This window comes from Rhodoplanes sp. P11 (assembly GCF_964266735.1).
Lineage (GTDB): Bacteria > Pseudomonadota > Alphaproteobacteria > Rhizobiales > Xanthobacteraceae > Rhodoplanes > Rhodoplanes serenus.
In genome coordinates, this window is record NZ_CAXWGY010000012.1 from 313,033 (window position 1) to 335,368 (window position 22,336).

Genomic DNA, 22,336 nt, shown 5'->3' on the forward strand with positions numbered 1-22,336 from the left:
CTGGGTGGGGGGACCGACTTGGCCGATCGCAGCGACAGCCCGCGACCGCGCGAGCGGTCGTTCTCCACCGCTTGGCTTGGTGGCGGTGGAGGTCCGGCCGACCGGCGGCCGACCGGCCCGTCCCGGCGCGACGCCCGCCGCGCGCTCGATTCCTGCCCGGAGATCGACTGTGTCCGTCACGTCCTGCCGCCGGCCGTGGTGGCGGTCGCCGAGCGCCGCGCCCGCCGGATCGGCGTCACCGCCGACCGGGTTCTGGTGGCGGCCGGGCTGCTCGACGAGGACACCTATGCGCGCGCTCTGGCGCGGCGACTGGGGGTGCCGTTCGAGCCGCTCGACGGGCGCGCCCGGGCCGCCTGCCCGCTGCCGGACGACCGGCTCATCGAGGCGGCGGCGGCGGGTCTTCTCCCGCTCGCCGATCGGGATGGCCACAGTCTCGTCGTCGCCCCTCGGGGCGCCGCGGCGCGGCGGCTGGCCGAGCTGGCCGGCAGCCCGGTGCTTCCGCCCGGCCTGCGCATCACCACGGGGGCGCGGCTCGGACGGTTCGTCCGCCGCACGGCCGCCACGGCACTCGGCCACCGCGCCGCCTTCGATCTCGCGACCACCCGTCCGCACCTCTCGGCGGCCCCCCGCCCGCTCCGTCTCGCCCGCCTCGGCTTGGCACTCACGGCCGTGATCCCGCCGGTGATCGCCTGGCCCGACGCCGCCGTGACGGCGCTCGGGGTCGTTCTGGCGGTGCTGTTCCTCACCTGGACAGGATTGCGGCTGATCGCCCTCGCCCGCCCGGCCCTCGCCGCCCCGCCGCTCGACCGCGTCGCCGACGATGCCCTGCCGCTCTACACCGTGATGGTCGCGCTCTATCGCGAGGCGGCGAGCGTGAGGCGGCTCGTCGCCGGCCTCGATGCCCTCGACTACCCGCCCGAGAAGCTCCAGATCATCCTGATCCTGGAGGCGGACGACCTCGCCACCCGGGCCGCCCTGGAGGCCGAGCGGCTCGGGCCGCCCTACGAGATCCTGGTGGCCCCCGATATCGGTCCGCGCACCAAGCCGAAGGCGCTCGATGCCGGGCTTCCGTTCGCGCGCGGCTCGCTCCTCGCGGTGTTCGACGCCGAGGACCGGCCCGAGCCCGATCAGCTCCGCCGCGCCGTCGCGGCGTTCTCGGCCGGCGGCGAGCGCCTCGCCTGCGTGCAGGCGCGCCTCACCATCGACAACACCCGGGACGGCTGGCTGACCGCGCTGTTCACGGCCGAGTATGCCGGGCTGTTCGACGTGTTCCTGCCGACCCTCGCCTGGCTGCGCTTGCCGCTGCCGCTCGGCGGCTCCTCGAATCACTTCCGCACCGCCGCGCTGCGAACGGTCGGCGGCTGGGACCCGTTCAACCTCACCGAGGACGCCGATCTCGGCATCCGGCTCGCCCGCCACGGGCTGCGCAGCGACGTCATCGCCTCGACCACCCACGAGGAGGCGCCGGCGCGGCTGGGGCCGTGGCTGCGCCAGCGCACCCGCTGGTTCCAGGGCTGGATGCAGACCTGGCTGGTGCATATGCGGCAGCCACGGCGGACGCTGCGCGATCTCGGCCCGGCCGGCTTCGTGACGCTGCACCTCGTGGTCGGCGGCACCGTGCTGGCGGCGCTGGTGCATCCGCTGGCCGGGCTTGCCGTCCTCGTCTCGCTGCTCGGCGCGGCGTCGCCGCCCGGCGACGGCGTGCACGGCGTGGTGCTGACCACGTTGTTCGCCGTCACCTTCGTGTCCGGCTGGGCCGCCTCGGTGCTGCTCGGCCTCGCCGGGCTCGCCCGCCGCCGGCTGCTCGCCACCGCCTGGGTGCTGCTGCTCGTTCCGGTGCATTGGCTGCTGCTCGCCACCGCGGCGTGGCGGGCGCTGATCAAGCTCGTCCGCGATCCCTATCGCTGGGACAAGACCGAGCACGGGCTGGCGAAGACCTCGCGCAGCGGGGCGGCTCAGGGCGGCGGCGGGCGGTCGACGCCGGCGATCTCGCCCGACGGCGGCCGCGCCGGACGCTCGCGCCAGGGCCGGAAGAAGCCGGAGGTGGAGCCGGCGACCAGCCAGTAGGCGAGGCCGCCGGCGAGCCCGGCCGCCACCAGGGCGGTCGGGTCGGTGATGGCCCGCAGACCGTCGTCGGTGCGCCCGGCGAGCGACCAGCCGATCCAGGCGGCGAGCCCGCCATTGGCGGCGTGGAAGATCCAGGAGCGCAGCGCGAAGGCTTCGGCGATCAGCACGCCGACCGCGGCGACCGTGAGGGTCAGCGTGGCGACGGCGGAGAGCAGCAGCATCAGCTCCGGTCCTGCCGCCACCAGGGCGAGCACGTAATCGCCCTGTCGCTCGACATCGGCCGCCGCGAGCGCCGTGACGGCGCGCCAGTTGGCCATCGCCACGACGGCGACCGCTACCAGAATGGCCAGCAGGGCGCCGAGCGGCACCAGGAGAAAGCGCAGGAGCAGGCGGCCGACGGAGTCCATCGCGCCGTTATACACGAGCCGTCGGGACCGTGACCCATCGAAGCGGCATCGCGCGCCCGCGTTCGGACGGATCGGTCAGGCGGCCGCGTCCCATTCCGGCCGGATCGCTCCGGCGACGGTGTCGGCGGCGCCGGGCACCAGCTCGGCGATCAGCAGGCGAGCGGGATCGACCGGCCCCGGCATGGTGATGCGGCCCTTGGGGACACGCTTGAACCCGGCGCGGGCGTAATAGGGCTCGTCGCCGACCAGCACCACCAGCCGATGCCCGCGCGCCAGCGCCTCGGCGTGGGCGCGTTCGATCAGCGCCAGGCCGATGCCGCGATCGCGGAACGGCGGCTCGACGGTGAGCGGACCGAGCAGCAGCGCCGGCGTCTCGCCGATGCGGATCGCCGTCAGCCGCACCGAGCCGACCAGCAGCGTGCCGATGCGGGCCAGGAACGACAGCGCGTTGCAGTGCTCGGCCTTCTCGCGAATGCGGAAGGCGGTGCGCGCATAGCGGCCCGGACCGAAGGTGCGGGCGTGCAGCCGCTCGACGGCGGCGGTATCGGCGGGCGTCTCCGGCGAGATGGTGAGCGACAGGTCGGTCATGGTTCGGCATCCGCGCAAGCAGAACAGGAAATGTCCGGGGAACGACACGCGGAACGCGACGGCAGCCGCGAGATTCACGTCGGCCATCGCGAAACACGGGGTGTCCGGCGCCGCGCGGCATCATAGATAGCAGCCATCGGCCGACCGGAGAAGCACATGGGACTGCTCGTCGAAGGAGTCTGGCAAGACCGTTGGTACGACACGGGCTCGACCGGAGGTCGATTCGTGCGCGCGGAGTCGCACTTCCGCAACTGGGTGACGGCGGACGGAGCGCCGGGCCCGACCGGCGATGGCGGCTTTCCGGCGGAGCCGGGGCGCTATCATCTGTACGTGTCGCTCGCCTGTCCGTGGGCCCATCGCACCCTGATCATGCGGGTGCTGAAGAGGCTGGAGTCGGTCGTCTCGGTCTCGGTGGTGTCGCCCCTGATGGGGCGCTTCGGCTGGACCTTCGACACCGGCGAGGGCTCGACCGGCGATGGCGTCGGCGGCGCCCGCACGCTGGCCGAGATCTACGTGGCGGCCGACCCGCGCTACACGGGCCGCGTCACGGTGCCGGTGCTGTGGGACAGGGCGCGCCACACCATCGTGAGCAACGAATCCGCCGACATCCTGCGCATGCTCAATCGCGCCTTCGACGCCTTCACGCCGGTGACCACCGACTACAGCCCCGAGGCGCTGCGCCCGCAGATCGACGAGATCAACGCCTTCGTCTACGCCAACATCAACAACGGGGTCTATCGCACCGGCTTCGCCACCACGCAGGTCGCCTACGAGGAGGCGTTCCGCGCCCTTTTCGCGGCGCTCGACGAGATCGAGGCTCGGCTCTCGGCGCGGCGCTGGCTGCTCGGCAACCGGATCACCGAGGCGGACTGGCGGCTGTTCACGACGCTGGTGCGCTTCGACGCCGTCTACCACGGGCACTTCAAGTGCAACCTGCGGCGGATCGTCGACTACCCGAACCTGTCGAACTACGTGCGCGATCTCTACCAGGTGCCCGGCATCGCCGCGACCGTCGATCTCGACCACATCAAACGCCACTATTACGTCAGCCACCACACCATCAATCCGACCGGCATCGTTCCGGTGGGGCCGGCGCTCGACTTCGCGGCACCGCACGACCGCAGCCGCTTCGGGCCATCCTGACGCGGCGAGCTCCGATCTCACCAATGCTCGGTGACAGGGGCACCGTCGAGCACCTCGGCGAGGCGGGCGCGGGTGCCGCGCGTGGTGTCGGCCGGCAAGGCGTCGACAGGGAAGAAGCCGGCGGCGACGATCTCCCGATTGGGCCGCGGTGGCGCCGGCTGGACGAAGTCCCGCACCACGAACAAGGCGACGTGATCGCGGCGCGACACCCGGGCGTTAAGGTAGACGCCGTGCAGCGTGGCCGCGCCGGTGAGATGCAGGTTGCCTTCCTCGCTCAGCTCGCGGACGAGCGCCTCCCCCAGGGTCTCGCCGATCTCGACGCCGCCGCCCGGCAGATACCAGCCCGACACGTAGCTGTGGCGCACCAGGAAGACGCGGCCCTCCGGGTCGATCACCAGGGCGCGAACGCCGAGCGTCAGGCCGCGGCTGAGCCGCCACCACAGATGCAGCACGCGCCGCAGGACCGGCTCGCCGGCGCGGCGCAGCCGGGCGAGACGCCCCGGCGCGGACGATCGCGAGGCCGGCGCGGCCGCGTCGGATTCGGACTTGGGATCGGCCATGGCCTGCACGTCACCCTTCTGGTTCGAGTCGGACGCCGGAACCATAGCGGCAATCGCGTCGGCTCCCCCTCCGGGTTTCCGGTTCGGCGGGTCCGAGCGGGCCGTCGGGCCGATCTCGGCGCGGGGGAGAGCCCGGTTTCGGACCGCGGAAACGCTCGAGAATTTGTGATAGAGATCGCGACAGGCCGTTCCCCACATCGACACAGGACTGGCTCTCGGTCGTGTTCGAGGCCCTCGAGGGTAAGCGCATGGCGGATCTGCGGCCGGCGCCGGAGCACCACCATGATGCCGATTGATTCGAGTTCGAATTTGCGATTGTGTATCTTAATAATATAAAAACCGTTGAGGACGTACCAGGGAGAGCTTCTGTTCCTAAAGAATAGTGAGCTACGTGCTGCTCTGGGCTGGAATATCGAAACTATAGTCGGGCTAGTCTAAGCTAGTGATTAATAATCTTGGTACTAGTCCGAATGCGGTGCCTTAAGATCTCGCCAAATCGTCGAACGCCCAGCCACATGCAACCAGCTTTTTATCTCGACCAAGAGGCGAGCCGGACGAATTCGGTCGTGGAGAGGCGATCAGCCCCGGCCGGTATTGGGGGGCTCGCGTGATTAGCTCTGAGCTACTTTTCAAGGACCTGCCCGTCTATGTCGCGTTGCTGGATCGTTTCGGCTTCGTATTGACGGTTAACAGGCAATGGAAATCGTTCGTCGATTCCGGCGGCGCCGTGCTCCCTTACGAGGATCGAGCCACCGAGAACTACGGAATCGGCGAGAATTACTTGCGCTTCTGCGCCTTTGCCGATCCATTGTCGCCGCGTCTGATTACCGGGATTTCCCAGCTTCTCGCCGGACAGACCAACAGCGTCGCGGTGGTCTATCCGCGCCGTTCTCCTGGAAGGAACTCCTGGTTCCTGCTGATCGGCTTCCCGTACCGGGAGCACGGCAGCCGCGCCGCCCTGCTGCATGTCGACATCGGCATCGCCGTCAGCGCGATGATCGAAAGCCGCACCCGGCCGGACGGCACCCTCGACGACAGCCCGCCCGATCTCGATCTCGCCCGCATGGCCGGCGCGCTCGAACAGGCTGTTTTGGGTCAGAACACCCTGGCCCGCCACATCGAGCGTCCCGTGGCGGTCCGCAGCCTCCCGGCGGAGCCCTATGACGAGCGCCATCCGCCGCTGAGCAAGCGGCAATGGGAGGTGCTGTCGCTGATGACCCACGGGCTGACCAATGTGGAGATCGCCCGCCGCCTGGGCCTGTCTCCCAACACGGTGAAGATCCATGTGTCGGGCATCCTGGCACGGCTCGGCCTGCCGTCCCGGACCCAGGCGGTCCACTGGGCCTTGAGCCAGACCGAGGACGACACCGCCACCGACCAGCCCGACCGTACCTGAACGGCCGCATCCGACGGCCGGCGTCACGCGATCGGCGGCCGCGGCCGTCGCCGCTTACTCCTCGTCGGACTTGCCGCCGCCGATCTGCTTGAGCTTGGCGAACACCGCCTCGACGTCGAGCTCCTCGCTCGGCGTCCGCTCCTCGTCCTCCATTGCCTCCTCGGCGCCCGGTCCGGTGGTGACGTCGGCTGGCAGCAGGGTAACGCCGGTCTCGGTCTCGATCGGCTTCTCCTTGGCGGCGCGGCTGACCTCCATGTCGAGATCGATCTGCGAGCACAGGCCGAGGGTGACCGGGTCGAGCGGCGTGAGGCTGGCCGAGTTCCAGTGGGTGCGCTCGCGGATCGCCTTGATGGTCGCCTTGGTGGTGCCGACCAGGCGCATCACCTGGCTGTCCTTCAGCTCGGGGTGGTTGCGCACGAGCCACAGGATGGCGTTCGGGCGATCCTGCCGGCGCGACACCGGGGTGTAGCGGGGACCGCGCTTGCGCTTGGCCTCCGGGACCCGCACCTTGGACTCGAGCAGGCGCAACCGCACGGCGGTATCCTTCTCGGCCCGCGCGATCTCCTCGCGGCTGAGCTGGCCGGTGACGATGGGGTCGAGCCCCTTGATCCCCTGGGCCGCGTCCCCGTCGGCGATAGCCTTCACCTCCAGCGGGTGAAGCTTGCAGAAATCGGCGATCTGATCGAACGACAACGCCGTGTTCTCGACCAACCAGACGGCGGTGGCCTTGGGCATGAGCGGCTGGGTGGACATGGATAAAGCTCCTCTGCGCTTCGCCTGCCCGGAGGCGAAGCCCGTCGCGTTCGAGATTTGACGGAATTCGCTCTTATATAGTCGACAGTGCCGTGCCGAGGCAACCCGCCGTGGGCCTGCTTGACAGCGCTTCGGGCCGAGGCCACACCCGACCGACGAGGAGACCCCCATGACGCGCCAGGATGCCGCCATGACCACCCCCGCCGCCGAGAAGCCGCCCCTCGAGGTCCTGCTGTGCTCGCCGCGCGGCTTCTGCGCCGGGGTGGTGCGCGCCGTCGACACGGTCGAGCGGGCGCTGGCGCTGTACGGCCCCCCCGTCTACGTGCGGCACGAGATCGTCCACAACCGCTACGTGGTCGAGAGCCTGAAGGCCAAGGGCGCCGTCTTCGTCGAGGAGCTCGACGAGATCCCGGATACCGACGCCCCGGTGGTGTTCTCGGCCCACGGGGTGCCCAAGGCGGTGCCGGAGGCGGCCGCCAAGCGCAACTTCTTCGCCTTGGACGCCACCTGCCCGCTGGTCTCCAAGGTCCATCGCGAGGCCGAGATCCACCACAAGCGCGGCCGCGAGATCGTGCTGATCGGCCATGCCGGCCATCCCGAGGTCGAAGGCACCATGGGGCAGCTCCCGCCCGGCGCCATGACGCTGGTGGAGACCGTCGCGGATGTCGAGCGGCTGACCCCGCGCGACCCCTCGAAGCTCGCCTATGTCACCCAGACCACGCTGTCGATCGACGACTGCACCCAGATCATCGCGGCGCTGACCCGCCGCTTCCCCGAGATCGTCGCCCCCCACAAGGAAGACATCTGCTACGCCACCACCAACCGCCAGGAGGCGGTGAAGTCGGTGGCCCCGCGGGTCGACGCGCTGATCGTGGTGGGGGCGCCGAATTCCTCCAACTCGAAGCGCCTCCAGGAGGTCGCCGAGCGGGCCGGCTGCCCGCATGCGCAGCTCGTCCAGCGCGCCGGCGAGATCGACTGGACCAAGCTCGCCGGCATCCGCCGGCTCGGCCTCACCGCCGGCGCCTCGGCCCCCGAGGTGATCGTCGAGGAGATCATCGACGCTTTCGCGGAGCGCTACGCCGTCACGGTCGAGGCGGTGTCGGGCGCCACCGAGAGCATGTTCTTCCCGCTGCCGCGCCAGCTCCGCGAGCTCGACAAGGCGGCCGACACGGCCGCCGAGTGACCGACGGACTCCGTCGTCAGCCTCCGGCGTCGGCGCCGGCGCGACCCGGCCATTCCATCACGTGCGATAGACATCGTCGCCTCGAGGATGGATACGCGGATGGCGCCCGCCTATGACGGGCCATCGGTCGGCGGGCATCGGTCTCGATGACCGGCGACATTTCATCTCGGGGGATCGATGGCCGTCTACACCGACGTCACGGCCGACGAGTTGCAGGCGTTTCTCGGTGACTACGATCTCGGCGATCTCCTGTCCTACAAGGGAATCGCCGAGGGCGTGGAGAACTCGAACTTCCTCCTGCACACGACGCGCGGCCACTTCATTCTGACGCTCTACGAGAAGCGCGTTGCCGCCGGCGATCTGCCGTTCTTCATCGCCCTGATGGAGCACCTGGCGGCGCGCGGGCTCGACTGCCCGCAGCCGGTGAAGACCCGGGCCGGCACGGCGCTCGGCCGCCTCGCCGGACGGCCGGCCGCCATCGTGACCTTCCTGGACGGGGTCTCGGTGCGCCGCCCCACCGTCGAGCATTGCGGCGCCCTCGGCGGCGCGCTGGCGGCCCTCCACCGCGCCGGCCTCGACTTTCCGATGGAGCGCCGCAACGCCCTCTCGGTCGACGGCTGGCGGCCGTTGTTCGAGAACGCCCGCGAGCGCGCCGACAGCGTCGCCCCCGGTCTCGCCGGCACCATCGCGACCGCCCTCGCGGCGCTCGAAGCCGGCTGGCCGACCGAGCTTCCGCGCGGGGTCATCCATGCGGATCTGTTCCCCGACAACGTCTTCTTCCTCGACGGACGGGTCTCCGGGCTGATCGACTTCTACTTCGCCTGCACCGACACCCTCGCCTACGACGTGGCGGTCTGCCTCAATGCCTGGTGCTTCGAGCCCGACCATGCCTACAACGTCACCAAGGGCCGGGCGCTGCTCGACGGTTACGCCGCGGTGCGGCCGCTGTCGGCGGCCGAGCGCGCCGCCTTCCCGGTGCTGTGCCGCGGGGCCGCGCTGCGCTTCCTGCTCACCCGGCTCGTCGATTGGTTCGCGGTGCCGGCCGGCGCGCTGGTGCGCCCCAAGGACCCGACCGAGTACTACCGCAAGCTGCGCTTCCACCTGGCGGTCGACGGCCCGCGCGACTACGGCTTCGACACCGTGCCGGAGCGCGTGACGTCGTGACGGAGGCGAGGACGGGCACGGGCACGGGCACGGGCACGGGCACGGGGACGGGGACGGCCGGCGCCGACGGCGCCAAGCGGGTGACGATCCACACCGACGGGGCCTGCTCGGGCAATCCGGGGCCGGGCGGCTGGGGCGCCATCCTGGAATGGGACGGCCGCTCGCGCGAGCTGAAGGGGGCCGAGCCGCAGACCACCAACAACCGCATGGAGCTGACCGCCGCCATCATGGCGCTGGAGGCGCTCCGCCGCCCCTGCGCGGTCGACCTGCACACCGACAGCCAGTATCTGCGCCAGGGCATCACCGCCTGGATTCACGGCTGGAAGCGCAACGGCTGGAAGACCGCCGACAAGAAGCCGGTCAAGAACGTCGACCTATGGCAGCGGCTCGATGCCGCCATCGGCCGCCATCAGGTGCGCTGGCACTGGGTGCGCGGCCATGCCGGCCACGACCTCAACGAACGCGCCGACGCGCTCGCCCGCGAGGCGATCGCCGAGCTGCGCGCCGCCGCGCGGGAGCGGGCGGCGGGCAGCTCGGGGTGACGACGCGGCGGACGGCCGCCCGGGTCCGACGCGGACCCGCGACGCGGCTCGCCCCCTATGAGATCCTCGTCGACCACGGTGCCCCGCACCCAGCGGCATTCGAGCCGCCCGGTGTCGGGATCGATCCGCCACGCGGCGATCAGCCGCTCGCGCTCGGGCCGGCGGCGCACCGTCAGCCGGATGATCTCGGCCGTGGGACGGTCGGTCGCGGAACGCACCGCGGCACGCCACCGGGTGGTCGGCCCGATATAGCGGGGAAACCGGACGATCCGGTTGCGATCGGTCTGGGTCATGTCTCACCTCCCGGACGCCCCGACGGGCCGGGAGGCGAGCCGGACGGGTCTAGGCCCTGCCGGGTCGCGCTCGCCGGCGGGCGCCGGTAGCGGTCCTGCTCGACTGTGTCGGCGTCCGACGCGGCCCGCACGGGCGCGCCGGACTGCGACTAGGGTCGCCGTCCATGGATCGATGTCTCGGGTTGAACGGCTCCGACGACCGGAGCCGGATGCCGGGATGCGCCTGCCGGCGGCGGCTGTCAACCCCGCAGAGAGGCCGGCGCAGGCCGGGGCGGAGGCCGCCGGCGAGGCGGCATTTGCGACACTCGGAGCACGACATTTGGAGCACGAGACCTGGACCCCCGACACCTGGGGGCGAGACACCTGGGGGCGCGACACCGCGCGACCTCGGCGCCCTGGTCGTGGCGAGGCCACGGCGGCGCGCCCGCATTGAACCCGTCACGAACAACAGAGGCTTTGAAGAACAGAATGGCGCGCCCGGAACGATTCGAACGTCCGACCCCCAGATTCGTAGTCTGGTGCTCTATCCAGCTGAGCTACGGGCGCTTGCCGTGCCGCCCGCATGGCGTCCGAGGGACACCGGGGCGCGGCGACGCATAGCTAGCGACTCGCCGCGGCCTTGGCAAGCCGTCGATGACGAATGCCTGTCGGCCGGGTGAAGAGAGGCGGCCTCACGCCCGGGCGCGCTGGTCGCGGCGGTCCTGGAGGTCGACCGGGCGGTCCGGGATGGCGATCCGGAAGGTCGCCCCGAGCGTCCCCTCGACGAGACCGATCTCGCCGCCGTGCAGCCGCACCAACTCGGCCGCGATGGCGAGGCCCAGCCCGGTGCCGCCCGAACGGGTGGAGCCGCGGAACGCCTCGAACAGGTGCTCGCGCGCCCGCGTCGTCAGGCCGGGGCCGGTGTCGGACACCTCCAGCACCACCACGCTGCCCTCGCGCCGGCCGCTGATGCGGATCTGGTCGCGGGCCGGATCGTTGGGGGCGCGGCCCTCCAGCGCCTGGACGGCGTTGCGCACCAGGTTGATCAGCACCCGCAGCATCTGGTCGTAGTCGACATCGAGCGTCAGGCCGCGCTCGACCGCCGTCACCCAGCCGATCGGCCCATCCGGCGCGACGCCGAGCGAATCACGGACCTCCTCGACCAGCGCCTCCACCGACACCGGCTTGCGGTCGGGCGCCGGCTCCTGGGCGCGGCCATAGGCGAGCGTCGTCTCGCAAAAGGCGATCGCCCGCTCCAGGGCCAGCACCAGCTTGGGGGCGAAGCGCTGCACCTGCGGGTCCGCGATGGTGGCGAGCCGATCCGAGATGAGCTGCGCCGAGTTGAGCAGGTTGCGCAGGTCGTGGTTGATCTTCGACACCGCTAGCCCGAGCGCCGCCAGGCGATAGCGCTCCGCCAGCATCGAGGCGAGCTCGGTCTGCATGGCGGCGAGCTCGCGCTCGGCGATGCCCAGCTCGTCGGCCCGGGTCGAGCGGCGGACGATGCGGTTCGGGTTCTCCGGATTGGCCCGGAACGCCGTCATGTTGGCGATGATCCGGTGCAGCGGCTGCACGAACAGAACGTGCAGGGTGAGGTAGACCAGCGCCGCCGTGATGCACGAGATGATCAGCGACACCAGCAGCACGTTGCGCGAGTACCGCCACATCGCCTGCTGGAGCGGACCGGCCTCGACCACGATCTCGACGAACTCGCCGCCCATCGGGGCGGCGCCGGCGGCCCGGATCAGGTCGTCGGGATCGATGACCAGAAGCGTCGCGAAGGCGTCGACGATCGCCGGCACGACGCCGACCTTGCGGATGTCGACGTCCTGGCTCACCGCCTCGGGCACCTCGCGGGTGGCCAGCAGGCGGCGCTGGCCGCCGATCTTCATGGCGACCGCCCTGGCCCCGATGCTGTCGAGAAGCTGGCGGCCGAGGCTGTCCGGCACCGTGCCGCTCGGCGCCGCCTCCAGCACCAGGGCAGCCGTATGGGCGGCGGCGAGCCGGTCACTGAGCCAGCTCAGGCGGAAATTGGCGATCGAAGGGAGATAGATCAGCACCTCGGCGATCATCACGAACAGGATGGTCAGGACGAGGAGGCGGGCCGACAGGCCGAACCGCGGCGTCACATCATCGGCCGGGCGCCCGTCGTCGGCCGCCGCCCCCGCCGCCCCCTGGGGGGGCGTCGTCACGGCGTCCGGAACCGCCCGGTCACGCGCCGGGAGGCCGTGCGCAGGGGAATGCGCAGAACCCTCCCGCGGCAGCCCCTCCCGGGGATGCGGGTCGCGCCCGTGCGGAGACGTCTCGGCGTCCATCAGTCCAACCGACCCAACGAGCCGACCGCCCGGAGCACCCCCGGAAGCGGTCCCCTCCCCCACCGGCGTTTGCGAGCGGCCGTGTCCCGGTGCGACAGAAGCCCGGTGCGACTGCGTCCGCCTACCGTCCGCCGGCACGGCACGCGCGTCCCCGGTGAGGCGGGTCCCGATCGAAGCGAGGATGCTCGGCACCGCCCAGCGGGGCGCGACGCGACGTGCTGAAGATCCCGGGTCGACTCGGGACCCATCGGGGGGTGATCCGCGTGGGTGCCCACAAGATTAACACTGTGATTACGGCCGCGCCGTGTCGTCGGTTCAGAGCCGCCAGGATTTTCGGCGCGGCGCAACCATTGTTACCGAGAGGCGGCGAAAATGCGATACCACGGAACGCGCACGACATGGTTGCATGACGAACTCGATTCGCGAAGAGGTTATCGTCTCGGTCCGGCACGGCGGCCACCCCTCGCATTGACGGGGCTGGCCCCCTCCCGTATAAGCCGGCCTGAATTTTCGGCCGCGCCGATCCCCGAACAGCGCCGATCTTGCGGACCGTAGCCGATCAGGCGCCGGCGTCCGAAGCGTCCGGCCGACACGAAAAGCGGAGTGAAGACCCGTGAAGCGGACCTATCAGCCGAGCAAGTTGGTGCGGAAGCGCCGCCACGGCTTTCGTGCCCGGATGGCCACCAAGGGCGGCCGTCAGGTCCTCAACGCCCGGCGCGCGCGCGGCCGCAAGCGGCTCAGCGCGTGAGCGTGCCGATGCCGACCGAGCGTCCCCGCGATGCAACGGTTGCGGCAACGGTCCGACTTCCTCGCCGCCCGCGACGGCGCCAAGGCTCCGACGCCCGCGTTCGTGCTTCAGGCACGGGCGCGCGGTGACGACGGCCCGCCACGGGTCGGCTTCACGGTCACCAAGAAGGTGGGCACCGCGGTGGAGCGCAACCGCGTGCGTCGTCGTTTGCGCGAGATCGTGCGGCTTTGCGCCGCGGATCGACTGCGGGACGGCAACGACTACGTGATGATCGGCCGGCGCGCTGCTCTCGACCGGCCATTCGACCGTTGCGTCGCGGACTTCGTCGGCGCCGTCAAGCGGGTGCACGGGCCTCCGCGCGGGCCCGGCCGGCGCTCGCCGGCGCCGCGAGACCCGCCGTCCGACGATGCGCGCCCGCACGACCGGCCCCCGGATGACGGCGGCCACAGCCAGAAACCCGATCGGCGGCCGACCGCCCGAGCTCTCCCATGAACGAACAGAAGAACGTCCTCCTGGCCATCGCCCTGTCGGCGGTCGTGCTGATCGTCTGGCAGTACTTCTTCGGCATGCCGCAGATCGACAAGCAGCGGCAAATCCAGCAGCAGCAGGCCCAGCAACAGGCTCAGCCGGGCACGCCGGCCCAGCCCGGCAGCCCGCCGGCCCCCGGCAGCACGGCGCCGACGCCCGGCGCGGCCGGCGCTCCGCCGGTGCCCGGCCAGGTGGCGCCGACGGCCGAGCGGTCGCGCGAGCAGGTGCTCGCCGCCGGCCCGCGCGTCTCCGTCGAGACCCCCAACATCCGTGGCTCCATCGCCCTCAAGGGCGCCCGCATCGACGACGTGTCGCTGACCCGCTTCCGCGAGACCGTCGATCCCAAGTCGCCCGCCATCGTGCTGCTGTCGCCGTCGGGCACGCCGCACCCGTTCTACGCCGAGTTCGGCTGGGTCGCCGCCGCCGGGGGCGCCGTGAAGCTCCCCAACGCCGAGACGGTGTGGCGCCAGGACGGCACCGGCCCGCTGACCCCGGAGCGGCCCGTCACGCTCGTCTGGGACAATGGCGAGGGCCTGGAGTTCCGCCGCACCGTCACGGTGGACGACCGCTTCCTGTTCTCCGTCAAGGACGAGGTGGTGAACAAGACCGAGGCGCCGGTCACGCTCTATCCGTACGCCCTGGTGTCGCGCCACGGCACGCCGCAGACGCTCGGCTACTACATCCTGCACGAGGGCCTGATCGGCGTGCTCGGCGATCAGGGCTTGCAGGAGGTCACCTACGCGACCATCCAGGACAAGAAGGTGATGCCCTTCAAGGTCACCAATGCGTGGCTCGGCATCACCGACAAGTACTGGGCCGCCACCCTGCTGCCCGACACCAGCGCGAGCCTGCAAGCCAAGTTCTCGGCCGGCTCGATCGGTACGCTCAAGACCTTCCAGACCGACTACCTGCTCGACCCGCAGACCATCCAGCCGGGCCAGACCGGCAGCGCCTCGGGGCGGCTGTTCGCCGGCGCCAAGGAGGTCTCGACCGTCGACGCCTACGACAAGGCCCTCAAGCTCAACCGCTTCGAGCTGCTCATCGACTGGGGATGGTTCTACTTCATCACCAAGCCGATGTTCTGGACCATCGACTTCCTGTTCCAGTGGACCCACAATTTCGGCATCGCCATCCTGCTGGTCACGGTGCTGATCAAGCTGGTGTTCTTCCCGCTGGCCAACAAGTCCTACGCCTCGATGGCGAAGATGAAGGCCGTGCAGCCGCAGATGCAGGCGCTGCGCGACCGCTATCCGGACGACAAGGTCAAGCAGCAGCAGGAGCTGATGGAGCTCTACAAGCGGGAGAAGATCAACCCGATCGCCGGCTGCTGGCCGGTGCTGATCCAGATCCCGGTGTTCTTCGCGCTCTACAAGGTGCTGTTCGTCACCATCGAGATGCGGCACGCGCCGTTCTTCGGCTGGATTCAGGACCTCTCGGCGCCCGATCCGACCACCGTGTTCAACCTGTTCGGCCTGCTGCCGTTCGACCCCACGGTGGTGCCGGTGATCGGCTCGTTCCTGCATCTCGGCGCCTGGCCGCTCATCATGGGCGTCACCATGTGGGTGCAGATGAAGCTCAACCCGGCGCCGCCGGACCCGACCCAGAAGATGATCTTCGACTGGATGCCGATCATCTTCACCTTCATGCTGGCGAGCTTCTCGGCCGGGCTGGTGATTTACTGGGCGTGGAACAACCTGCTGTCGGTGATCCAGCAGGCGGTGATCATGCGCAAGAACGGCGCCAAGATCGAGCTGTTCGACAACATCAAGGCGATCATCCCGAAGCGGAAGGCCGAGTAGGGCGACGCCCTGCTCGCTTCATCGACTGCGTCGTCATGGCCGGGCTCGTCCCGGCCATCCACGTCTTGCGGGGCCTGCGTCGAGCAGGGGCGACGACATGACGGCCCGGCACGCCGTCGGGCTCGATGTTGCCGGGCTCGACGCTGCCGGGCTCGACGCCCCCGAGGCTGGATCACCACCGCCATGTCCGACACCCCCGACGCCCCCATCGCCCCCGCGGCGCCCGCGCCCTTCACGCCGGCCGAGATGTCGGCCGGCCGCAAGCTGTTCGCCGGCGACTGGCGCTTCATGGCGGCGGCCGCCGGGCTGGAGCGGCTGCCCAAGATGTTCGGCGTCGAGATCGCCGTGGCGGGCCGCTCCAATGTCGGCAAGTCGAGCCTCGTCAACGCGCTGACCGGCCGCGACGGCCTCGCCCGCACGTCGTCGACGCCGGGCCGTACCCAGGAGCTGATCTTCTTCACCGCCGACGAGCGCCTGCGCCTCGTCGACATGCCGGGCTACGGCTACGCGGCCGCCCCCAAGGCCAAGGTGGCGGCGTGGACCGAGCTGATCCGCGCCTATCTGCGCGGCCGCGCCAACCTGGCCCGCGTCTATGTGCTGATCGACGCCCGCCACGGCCTCAAGGACACCGACACGCCGGTGCTCGACCTGCTCGACGAGGCGGCGGTGAGCTATCAGATCGTTCTCACCAAGGCCGACCAGCCGAAGCCGGCGGAACTCGCCGCGGTGCTCGACGCGACCGCGGCGGCGGCGAAGAAGCGCACCGCCGCCTATCCGCAGATCCTCACGACCTCGGCCCGCACCGGCGCCGGCATCGGCGAGCTGCGCGCCGCCGTCGCCCGCCTGCTCGACGAGACGCGGTAAGGCCCGGCACCGACACGTCCTCCATTTGCGGAGCCCGGACATGACCCTCCCGTTCTTCGTGCTGATGGCCGGCCTGATGGGTGCCGCCGGGGTGGCACTGGCGGCAACCGCCGCCCATGCGGCGCCCGGCGCCGGGCTCGACAGCGCCGCCCAGATTCTTCTGGTGCACGCCGTGGCGCTCCTCGCCGGCAGCGCCGCGGTCGCGGCCGGTCTCACCTGGCGGCCGATCGCGATCGCGGCGCTCATGGGCTTCGTGCTCGGCGCGCTACTGTTTGCCGGCGACGTGACGCTGCGCGCCTTCGTGGGCCACCGCCTGTTCCCGATGGCGGCGCCGACCGGCGGCAGCATCCTGATCCTGAGCTGGATCGCCCTGTCGGTGGCGGCCGCGGTGCGGCTCGTCCGCGGCTGATCGCCCTCGTGCCGCGTCAGCCCGGCGCCGCCGCCCGGCAGGCCGCCCACACCTTCTCGGGGGTCGCCGGCATGTCGAGCGCGGCCCCGGCCGGCCCCGGGATGGCGTCCGCGATGGCGTTCATGATGGCCGCGAGCGACCCAGTGGTGCCGGCCTCGCCGACGCCCTTGACGCCGAGCGGGTTGGTGGTCGCCGGCGTGTTCGACTCCGCCGCCGTCACCGGCGGCATGTCGGCCGCCCGCGGCATCGCGTAGTCCTGGAACGAGCCGGTGACGAGCTGGCCGCTGTCGGCGTCGTAGACGGCGTGCTCCAGCAGGGCCTGGCCGAGCCCCTGCGCCAGCCCGCCATGGAGCTGGCCTTCCACCAGCGTGTGGTCGAGCACGGTGCCGCAGTCGTCGACCGCAGTGTAGCGCACCACCGCCACCGTCCCGGTCTCGGGATCGATCTCCACCTCGGCGACGTGGCAGCCGTTCGGGAAGGTGTGCGGCGTGTCGGTCGCGACCACGGTGTCGAGATCCTCGGTGATCTCGCCAACCTGCTTGCGGGCCCGCGCCACCTCGGCGAGGACGAACAGCCCGATGCGCCGGTCGGTGCCGACCACCCCGAAGGCGCCGTCCGCATAGGCGATGTCGGCCTCGGCGCTCTCCAGCGCGTCGGCGGCCAGGCGCCGGCCCTTCTCCAGCAGCACCGCGACGGCACGCACGATGGCGCTGCCGGCCGCGCTGGTGGTGCGCGACGCCACCGTCATGCCGCTGACCACCCCGATGGCGCTGTCGCCCTCGACGAAGCCGACCGCCTGCCGCGGGATGCCGAGCGTTTCGGCGACGACGCGCGGGAAGATGGTGGCGTGGCCCTGGCCGGTCGCCTGGGCGCCGAGCGCCAGCACCATCCGGTCGCCGCCCGGGAAGGTCAGCGCGGCGCCCTCGGTCGGCATCCCCCCGGCGTGCTCCAGCATGCAGGACAGGCCGATGCCGCGCCGCCGGCCGCGCGCTTCCGCCTGGCGCTTGCGGGCCGGCGCACCCGGATAGTCGGCGAGCCTCAGCGCCGTCTCGAACAGCGCCGGGAAGTCGCCGCTGTCGTAGACGGCACCGAGCGGCGTCCGGTGCGGGATGGCGGCCGCCGGCACCAGGTTGCGGCGGCGGATCTCCGCCCGGTCGAGGCCGGTGAGCCGCGCCGCCTCGTCGACCAGCCGCTCCATCAGATAGTTCGCCTCGGGTCGCCCGGCGCCGCGATACGGCCCGGTGGGCGTCGTGTGGGTGAACACGCAGCGCACCCCGATGTCGACGCGCGGAACGGCGTAGAGCCCGGGCACGCAGCGCGAGAAGTTGCCGGTGGCGAGCCAGGCGCCGACCTGGCCCACATAGGCGCCGAGATTGACCAGCGTGCGCAGCCGCAGCGCCAGGAAACGGCCGTCGCGGTCGACCGCTAGCTCGCCGTCGAGAATCGAGTCGCGCGCATGGGCGTCGGTCAGGAACGCCTCGGACCGCGTCGACATCCAGTGCACCGGCCGGCCGGTCAGCCGCGCCGCCACCATCAGGGCCGGGTACTCGGGATAGGGGCCACTCTTCATGCCGAAGGCGCCGCCGACATCCTCGGTGATCACCCGCACCCGCGCCCGGTCGACCCCGAGGATGCGGGCGAGGTGGTCGCGCAGCGGGCCGGCGCCTTGCGAGCAGGCACGCACCAGATAGGTGCCGCTCTCCGCGTCGTAGGCCGCGGTGGCGCCGCGCGGCTCCAGGCTCGCCACCATGATGCGCTGGTTGACGTGGCAGACACGGGCCACATGGGCGGCCGCCGCGATGGCGGCGTCGACGGCGGCCGCGTCGCCGCCCTGCTCGGGCGGCGGCGCCGCCCAGTCGAGCGCGATGTTGCCGGGCGCCTCCGGCCACAGCTGCGGCGCGTCGGGCAGGACCGCACGCTGCACGTCGGTGACGGCGGGGCGCTCGGCGTAATCGACCACGACCCGCTCGGCGGCGTCCTCGGCGGCCTGCGCCGTCTCGGCCACCACCAGCGCCACCGGCTCGCCCGCATGCATCACGGTCTCGGCGAGCACCGGGCGGACCGGCATCGCCAGCGGGGTGCCGTCGCGGCCCGCCATCGGCTGGTGCCAGGCGAGGCTGCCGAGCCCCGCCATGTCGGCCGCGGTGAGCACGGCGAGCACGCCGGGCGCGGCGCGGGCCGCGTCGGCGTCGATCGACACGACGCGGGCATGGGCGTGGGGGGAGCGAACGAACACGCCGTACGCCTGCCCATCCTGCGGCACATCGGCGACGAAGCGGCCTGCGCCGCGCAGGAGCGGGCCATCCTCGACCCGGTGCTGGCGCCCGCCCGGGCGCGCCGTGGTGTCGTCCATGGGGGTCCTCGTGCGCTGGCTCGTCGTGCCGACAGCCTCACCGTCCGGCCGGCCGGAGACGATAGCGCACCCGGCGCTCAGCCGAACAGCGCGAGGCCGATCAGCCCCAGGGTGCCGACTGCGACACGCCACCAGACGAACAGGCCGAAGCCGTGCCGGGACACGAAGCCGAGGAACGTCTTCACCACGATCCAGCCGAACACGAACGAGGCGACGAAGCCGACCGCCACCAGGATCATGTTGTTGGTGCTCATCTGGGCACCGTTCTTGTAGAGATCGTAGGCGAAGGCCCCCACCATGGTGGGCATCGCCAGCCAGAACGAGAACTCGGCGGCGGAGCGGCGGTCGGCGCCGAGCAGCATCGCCCCCACGATGGTGGCGCCCGCCCGCGACACGCCCGGAATCATCGAGACGCACTGGATGAGGCCGATGCCGAGATAGACCGGCAACGGGAACTCGGTCGCCTCGTCGTAGCGCGGCTTGAGGTCGAGGTGATCGACGAGATAGAGCACGGCGCCGCCGGCGATCAGCGAGAAGCAGATCACCCACGGGTTGAACAGCACCGCCTTGATGAAGCCGTGGGCGATCGCACCGACCACCGCGGCCGGCAGGAAGGCGATGAGCACGCCGATGACGAAGCGGCGGGCGTACTCGTCGCTGAAGAAGTGGGTGGCGAGGAGCAGAATCTTGCGGAAGTAGATCGACAGCAGGGCCGCGATGGCACCGAGCTGGATCAGCACCGCGAAGGTCTTGCCGAAATCCTCGTCGTCGAAGCCGAAGAAGTGCTCGATCAGCAGGAGATGCCCGGTCGACGACACCGGCAGGTATTCGGTCAGACCTTCGACCAGGCCGAGAAAGGCGGCCTTGAACAGATCGAGCAGCATGCCAGGCTCCGGGAGGGCGGACGGTCGCGAACGGCGCGGCGCGGTGCGAGGTCGGCGCACGGCTTTTCGCAGATCGCGCCCCCGCCCCGCAAGGCCGCTCTGTCGCGAGGCCGGACGCGCCCGCGCCCTGCCCGCATTTCGGCACATTGGCGGGCGATCAGTCGAGACGGGCGGGCGCCTGCCTCGGCCATCCGGGCCGACGCGGCCGATCGCCGGTGCGCCGCTCCCGTCCGGGGGCTTGCCCGTCGCCGGTGACGGCGGCAAGGTCGGGTCTGCCGCGGCCGGATCGCCCGGCCCCTCTCGGGCCTTCGCCCGCTGTTCCTTTATGGCTTTCGCAACCCATGATGCTGACGCTGTTCCACCAGCCGCTGTGCCCGCAGTCCCGATTCGTCCGCATCGCCCTCGGCGAGTACGGCGTCATCCCCAATCTGGCCGACGAGCGGCCATGGGAGCGGCGCCAGGAGTTCCTGGTGATCAACCCGGCCGCCACCACGCCGGTGCTGGTGGAGGACGGCCGCCCGCCGGTGTCGCACCCCGCCATGATCGCCGAGTATCTCGACGAGACCCGCGGCGGTGATCTCGGCGAGCACCGGCTGCTGCCGCGCGAGATGGCCGCCCGCATCGAGGTGCGGCGGCTGACCATGTGGTTCCTGGAGAAGTTCCACACCGAGGTGTCGGGTCCGCTGGTGCTCGAACGGGTGTTCAAGCGCCACATGACGGTGAAGCAGGGTGGCGGCTCGCCCGACATCGACGCGATCCGTGCGGCGCTGTCCAACATTCGCTATCATCTCGCCTATATCGGCTGGCTGGCGCGCACCCGCGACTGGCTCGCCGGGCCGCGGATGACCTACGCGGACCTGGCCGCCGCCGCGCATCTCTCGACGGTCGACTATCTGGGCGACGTGCCGTGGAACGAGGACGAGTCCGCCAAGACCTGGTACGCGCGGGTGAAGTCGCGGCCGTCGTTCCGACCGCTGCTGGTCGAGATGCACGCCGGGATCGCGCCGTCCAAGACCTACGCCGACCTCGACTTCTGACCGGCCCGCCGGCGACCGACCCGTCCGCACCCGACCTGTCCGCCCTCGTCACCGCCCTGCGCGCCGAGGCGGCGGCGCTCGGCTTCGACGCGCTGGCAATCACGGCGCCCGACGCGATCGGCCCCGCGGCTGCGCGGCTCGCCGACTTTCTGGCCGCCGGCCACCATGGCGACATGGACTGGCTCGCCGACCGGCCGGAGCGCCGGGCGAGCCCGCGCGGCCTGTGGCCGGAGGTCCGCGCCGTCGTGATGCTCGGCGTCAACTACGGCCCCGCCGACGATCCGCGGGCGGCGACGGCGCGGCGTGATCGCGCCGCCGTCTCGGTCTATGCGCAGGGCGACGACTATCACGAGGTGATCAAGCCGCGGCTGAAGGCGCTGGCGCGCTGGCTGGTCGCCACCGCGGGCGGCGACGTCAAGGTGTTCGTCGATACCGCCGCCGTGATGGAGAAGCCGCTCGCCGCCGCCGCCGGGCTCGGCTGGCAGGGCAAGCATACCAACCTCGTCTCGCGCGACTTCGGCTCCTGGCTGTTTCTCGGCGCGGTGTTCACCACGCTGCCGCTGCCGCCCGACATGCCGGCCGCGGACCATTGCGGCGACCATTGCGGTTCTTGCCGGGCCTGCCTCGACGCCTGCCCCACCGCGGCGTTCCCGGCCCCCTATCGGCTCGATGCGCGGCGCTGCATCTCGTATCTCACCATCGAGCACAAGGGGCCGATCCCACGCGACCTGCGGCTGGCCATCGGCAACCGCGTCTATGGCTGCGACGACTGCCTCGCCGCCTGCCCGTGGAACAAGTTCGCGAAGGCCGGCCGCGACGCCAAGCTGGCGGCACGCCAGGAGCTGACCGCGCCGGCGCTGGCCGACCTCGCCGAGCTCGACGACGCGGCGTTCCGGGCGCTGTTCCGCAAGACCGCAGTGAAGCGCGTCGGCCGCGACCGCTTCGTCCGCAACGTGCTGGTCGCCATCGGCAACAGCGGCGATCCGCATCTCGCCGGCGCCGCCGCGGCCCGCCTCGCCGACGCCTCGCCGCTGGTGCGCGGCGCCGCCGTGTGGGCGCTGGCGCGGCTCATGCCCGCGGCGGACTTTTCGAACCTGGCGGACCGCCACGCGGCCGGCGAGACCGACCCGCAGGTGCGGGAGGAGTGGGCCGCGGCGCTGCTCTTCACCTCTCCCCGCTCGCGGGGAGAGGTCGATATCCATGCCGCAGGCATGGATATCGGGTGAGGGGGCGCTTCGGCTCGAACCTAAGCGCCGTCGCCCCTCACCCCCACCCTCTCCCCGCTGCGCGGGGCGAGGGAGTCTAGGCGCTGTGCGATGGAGCAGCA

At 71.3% G+C, this 22,336-nt stretch carries 20 protein-coding genes and 1 tRNA gene; 13 read left to right on the forward strand and 8 right to left on the reverse strand.

From position 1 onward, the window contains the following. Positions 1-18: 18 nt before the first annotated feature. Entirely contained in the window at positions 19-2,067 is a 2,049-nt protein-coding gene (locus ACFQUV_RS10665; protein WP_165363914.1) for a glycosyltransferase, read from the forward strand. On the opposite strand, the gene ACFQUV_RS10670 is transcribed toward ACFQUV_RS10665, so the two are convergent. Both ACFQUV_RS10670 and ACFQUV_RS10675 read right to left on the reverse strand, forming a co-directional pair. Continuing rightward, positions 1,956-2,474 (reverse strand): hypothetical protein, encoded by a 519-nt coding sequence (locus tag ACFQUV_RS10670; RefSeq protein ID WP_129609339.1) that lies wholly within the window; start codon positions 2,472-2,474, stop codon positions 1,956-1,958. The two genes, ACFQUV_RS10665 and ACFQUV_RS10670, sit on opposite strands and share 112 nt — an antisense overlap. 75 nt (positions 2,475-2,549) lie before the next feature. Next, the gene (locus ACFQUV_RS10675; RefSeq protein ID WP_111387054.1) at positions 2,550-3,062 is read right to left on the reverse strand and encodes a GNAT family N-acetyltransferase; all 513 of its coding nucleotides are present in this window, start codon (positions 3,060-3,062) and stop codon (positions 2,550-2,552) included. Between the two features lie 156 nt (positions 3,063-3,218). Here ACFQUV_RS10675 and ACFQUV_RS10680 point away from each other — a divergent pair, with 156 nt between their 5' ends. Next, complete coding sequence (locus ACFQUV_RS10680; RefSeq protein WP_129609338.1) at positions 3,219-4,205, forward strand: glutathione S-transferase family protein; 987 nt, start codon at positions 3,219-3,221, stop codon at positions 4,203-4,205. Positions 4,206-4,222: 17 nt separating this feature from the next. On the opposite strand, the gene ACFQUV_RS10685 is transcribed toward ACFQUV_RS10680, so the two are convergent. Beyond that, positions 4,223-4,810, reverse strand: a complete 588-nt coding sequence (locus ACFQUV_RS10685) for an NUDIX domain-containing protein (RefSeq protein WP_307719461.1) — start codon at positions 4,808-4,810, stop codon at positions 4,223-4,225. 562 nt (positions 4,811-5,372) lie between these two features. On the opposite strand from ACFQUV_RS10685, the gene ACFQUV_RS10690 reads away from it, so the two are divergent. After that, the gene (locus ACFQUV_RS10690; RefSeq protein ID WP_207211484.1) at positions 5,373-6,161 is read left to right on the forward strand and encodes a response regulator transcription factor; all 789 of its coding nucleotides are present in this window, start codon (positions 5,373-5,375) and stop codon (positions 6,159-6,161) included. A 54-nt stretch (positions 6,162-6,215) separates the two neighbouring features. Here the strand turns inward: ACFQUV_RS10690 and ACFQUV_RS10695 are convergent, their stop codons facing one another. Then, a complete protein-coding gene (locus ACFQUV_RS10695) occupies positions 6,216-6,914 on the reverse strand; it encodes a DUF1013 domain-containing protein (RefSeq protein ID WP_129609337.1) in 699 nt (232 codons plus the stop codon). Positions 6,915-7,083: 169 nt separating this feature from the next. On the opposite strand from ACFQUV_RS10695, the gene ispH reads away from it, so the two are divergent. The 3 genes from ispH to rnhA all read left to right on the forward strand — a co-directional run bounded on the left by ispH (position 7,084) and on the right by rnhA (position 9,803). After that, complete coding sequence (ispH, locus tag ACFQUV_RS10700; RefSeq protein WP_244601597.1) at positions 7,084-8,097, forward strand: 4-hydroxy-3-methylbut-2-enyl diphosphate reductase; 1,014 nt, start codon at positions 7,084-7,086, stop codon at positions 8,095-8,097. A 177-nt stretch (positions 8,098-8,274) separates the two neighbouring features. Beyond that, positions 8,275-9,261 (forward strand): homoserine kinase, encoded by a 987-nt coding sequence (locus tag ACFQUV_RS10705; RefSeq protein ID WP_129609336.1) that lies wholly within the window; start codon positions 8,275-8,277, stop codon positions 9,259-9,261. Between the two features lie 80 nt (positions 9,262-9,341). Then, entirely contained in the window at positions 9,342-9,803 is a 462-nt protein-coding gene (gene rnhA, locus ACFQUV_RS10710; protein ID WP_129609335.1) for a ribonuclease HI, read from the forward strand. Positions 9,804-10,565: 762 nt separating this feature from the next. Here rnhA and ACFQUV_RS10715 read toward each other — a convergent pair. Together ACFQUV_RS10715 and ACFQUV_RS10720 are read right to left on the reverse strand one after the other, a co-directional pair. Continuing rightward, positions 10,566-10,642, reverse strand: a tRNA-Arg gene (locus tag ACFQUV_RS10715). A gap of 125 nt (positions 10,643-10,767) precedes the next feature. Beyond that, positions 10,768-12,144, reverse strand: a complete 1,377-nt coding sequence (locus ACFQUV_RS10720; RefSeq protein WP_170300962.1) for a HAMP domain-containing sensor histidine kinase — start codon at positions 12,142-12,144, stop codon at positions 10,768-10,770. An 856-nt stretch (positions 12,145-13,000) separates the two neighbouring features. On the opposite strand from ACFQUV_RS10720, the gene rpmH reads away from it, so the two are divergent. The 5 genes from rpmH to ACFQUV_RS10745 all read left to right on the forward strand — a co-directional run bounded on the left by rpmH (position 13,001) and on the right by ACFQUV_RS10745 (position 16,735). Then, positions 13,001-13,135: a 50S ribosomal protein L34 gene (gene rpmH, locus ACFQUV_RS10725; RefSeq protein ID WP_111388455.1), complete on the forward strand. Its 135-nt coding sequence runs from the start codon at positions 13,001-13,003 to the stop codon at positions 13,133-13,135. A gap of 30 nt (positions 13,136-13,165) precedes the next feature. Then, complete coding sequence (rnpA, locus tag ACFQUV_RS10730) at positions 13,166-13,627, forward strand: ribonuclease P protein component (protein ID WP_129609333.1); 462 nt, start codon at positions 13,166-13,168, stop codon at positions 13,625-13,627. Then, positions 13,624-15,462 carry a membrane protein insertase YidC gene (gene yidC / locus ACFQUV_RS10735; RefSeq protein WP_129609332.1) on the forward strand — a complete coding sequence of 613 codons (1,839 nt, stop codon included), beginning with the start codon at positions 13,624-13,626 and terminating at the stop codon, positions 15,460-15,462. The genes rnpA and yidC overlap by 4 nt, the downstream gene beginning before the upstream one ends. A 246-nt stretch (positions 15,463-15,708) precedes the next feature. Then, complete coding sequence (yihA, locus tag ACFQUV_RS10740; RefSeq protein ID WP_129607643.1) at positions 15,709-16,326, forward strand: ribosome biogenesis GTP-binding protein YihA/YsxC; 618 nt, start codon at positions 15,709-15,711, stop codon at positions 16,324-16,326. Between the two features lie 40 nt (positions 16,327-16,366). Beyond that, positions 16,367-16,735, forward strand: a complete 369-nt coding sequence (locus ACFQUV_RS10745) for a DUF423 domain-containing protein (RefSeq protein WP_129607637.1) — start codon at positions 16,367-16,369, stop codon at positions 16,733-16,735. A gap of 16 nt (positions 16,736-16,751) precedes the next feature. On the opposite strand, the gene ACFQUV_RS10750 is transcribed toward ACFQUV_RS10745, so the two are convergent. Together ACFQUV_RS10750 and ACFQUV_RS10755 are read right to left on the reverse strand one after the other, a co-directional pair. Beyond that, complete coding sequence (locus ACFQUV_RS10750; RefSeq protein ID WP_129607638.1) at positions 16,752-19,088, reverse strand: xanthine dehydrogenase family protein molybdopterin-binding subunit; 2,337 nt, start codon at positions 19,086-19,088, stop codon at positions 16,752-16,754. A gap of 77 nt (positions 19,089-19,165) precedes the next feature. Next, a complete protein-coding gene (locus ACFQUV_RS10755; protein ID WP_129607639.1) occupies positions 19,166-19,972 on the reverse strand; it encodes an undecaprenyl-diphosphate phosphatase in 807 nt (268 codons plus the stop codon). A 344-nt stretch (positions 19,973-20,316) separates the two neighbouring features. Between ACFQUV_RS10755 and ACFQUV_RS10760 the strand changes: the two genes are divergently transcribed. Next, on the forward strand, positions 20,317-21,009 hold the full coding sequence (locus tag ACFQUV_RS10760) for a glutathione S-transferase family protein (protein WP_111387255.1): 693 nt from the start codon (positions 20,317-20,319) through the stop codon (positions 21,007-21,009). Next, positions 21,006-22,235 carry a tRNA epoxyqueuosine(34) reductase QueG gene (gene queG / locus ACFQUV_RS10765; RefSeq protein ID WP_129607644.1) on the forward strand — a complete coding sequence of 410 codons (1,230 nt, stop codon included), beginning with the start codon at positions 21,006-21,008 and terminating at the stop codon, positions 22,233-22,235. The genes ACFQUV_RS10760 and queG overlap by 4 nt, the downstream gene beginning before the upstream one ends. The last annotated feature ends 101 nt before the right edge of the window (positions 22,236-22,336 follow it).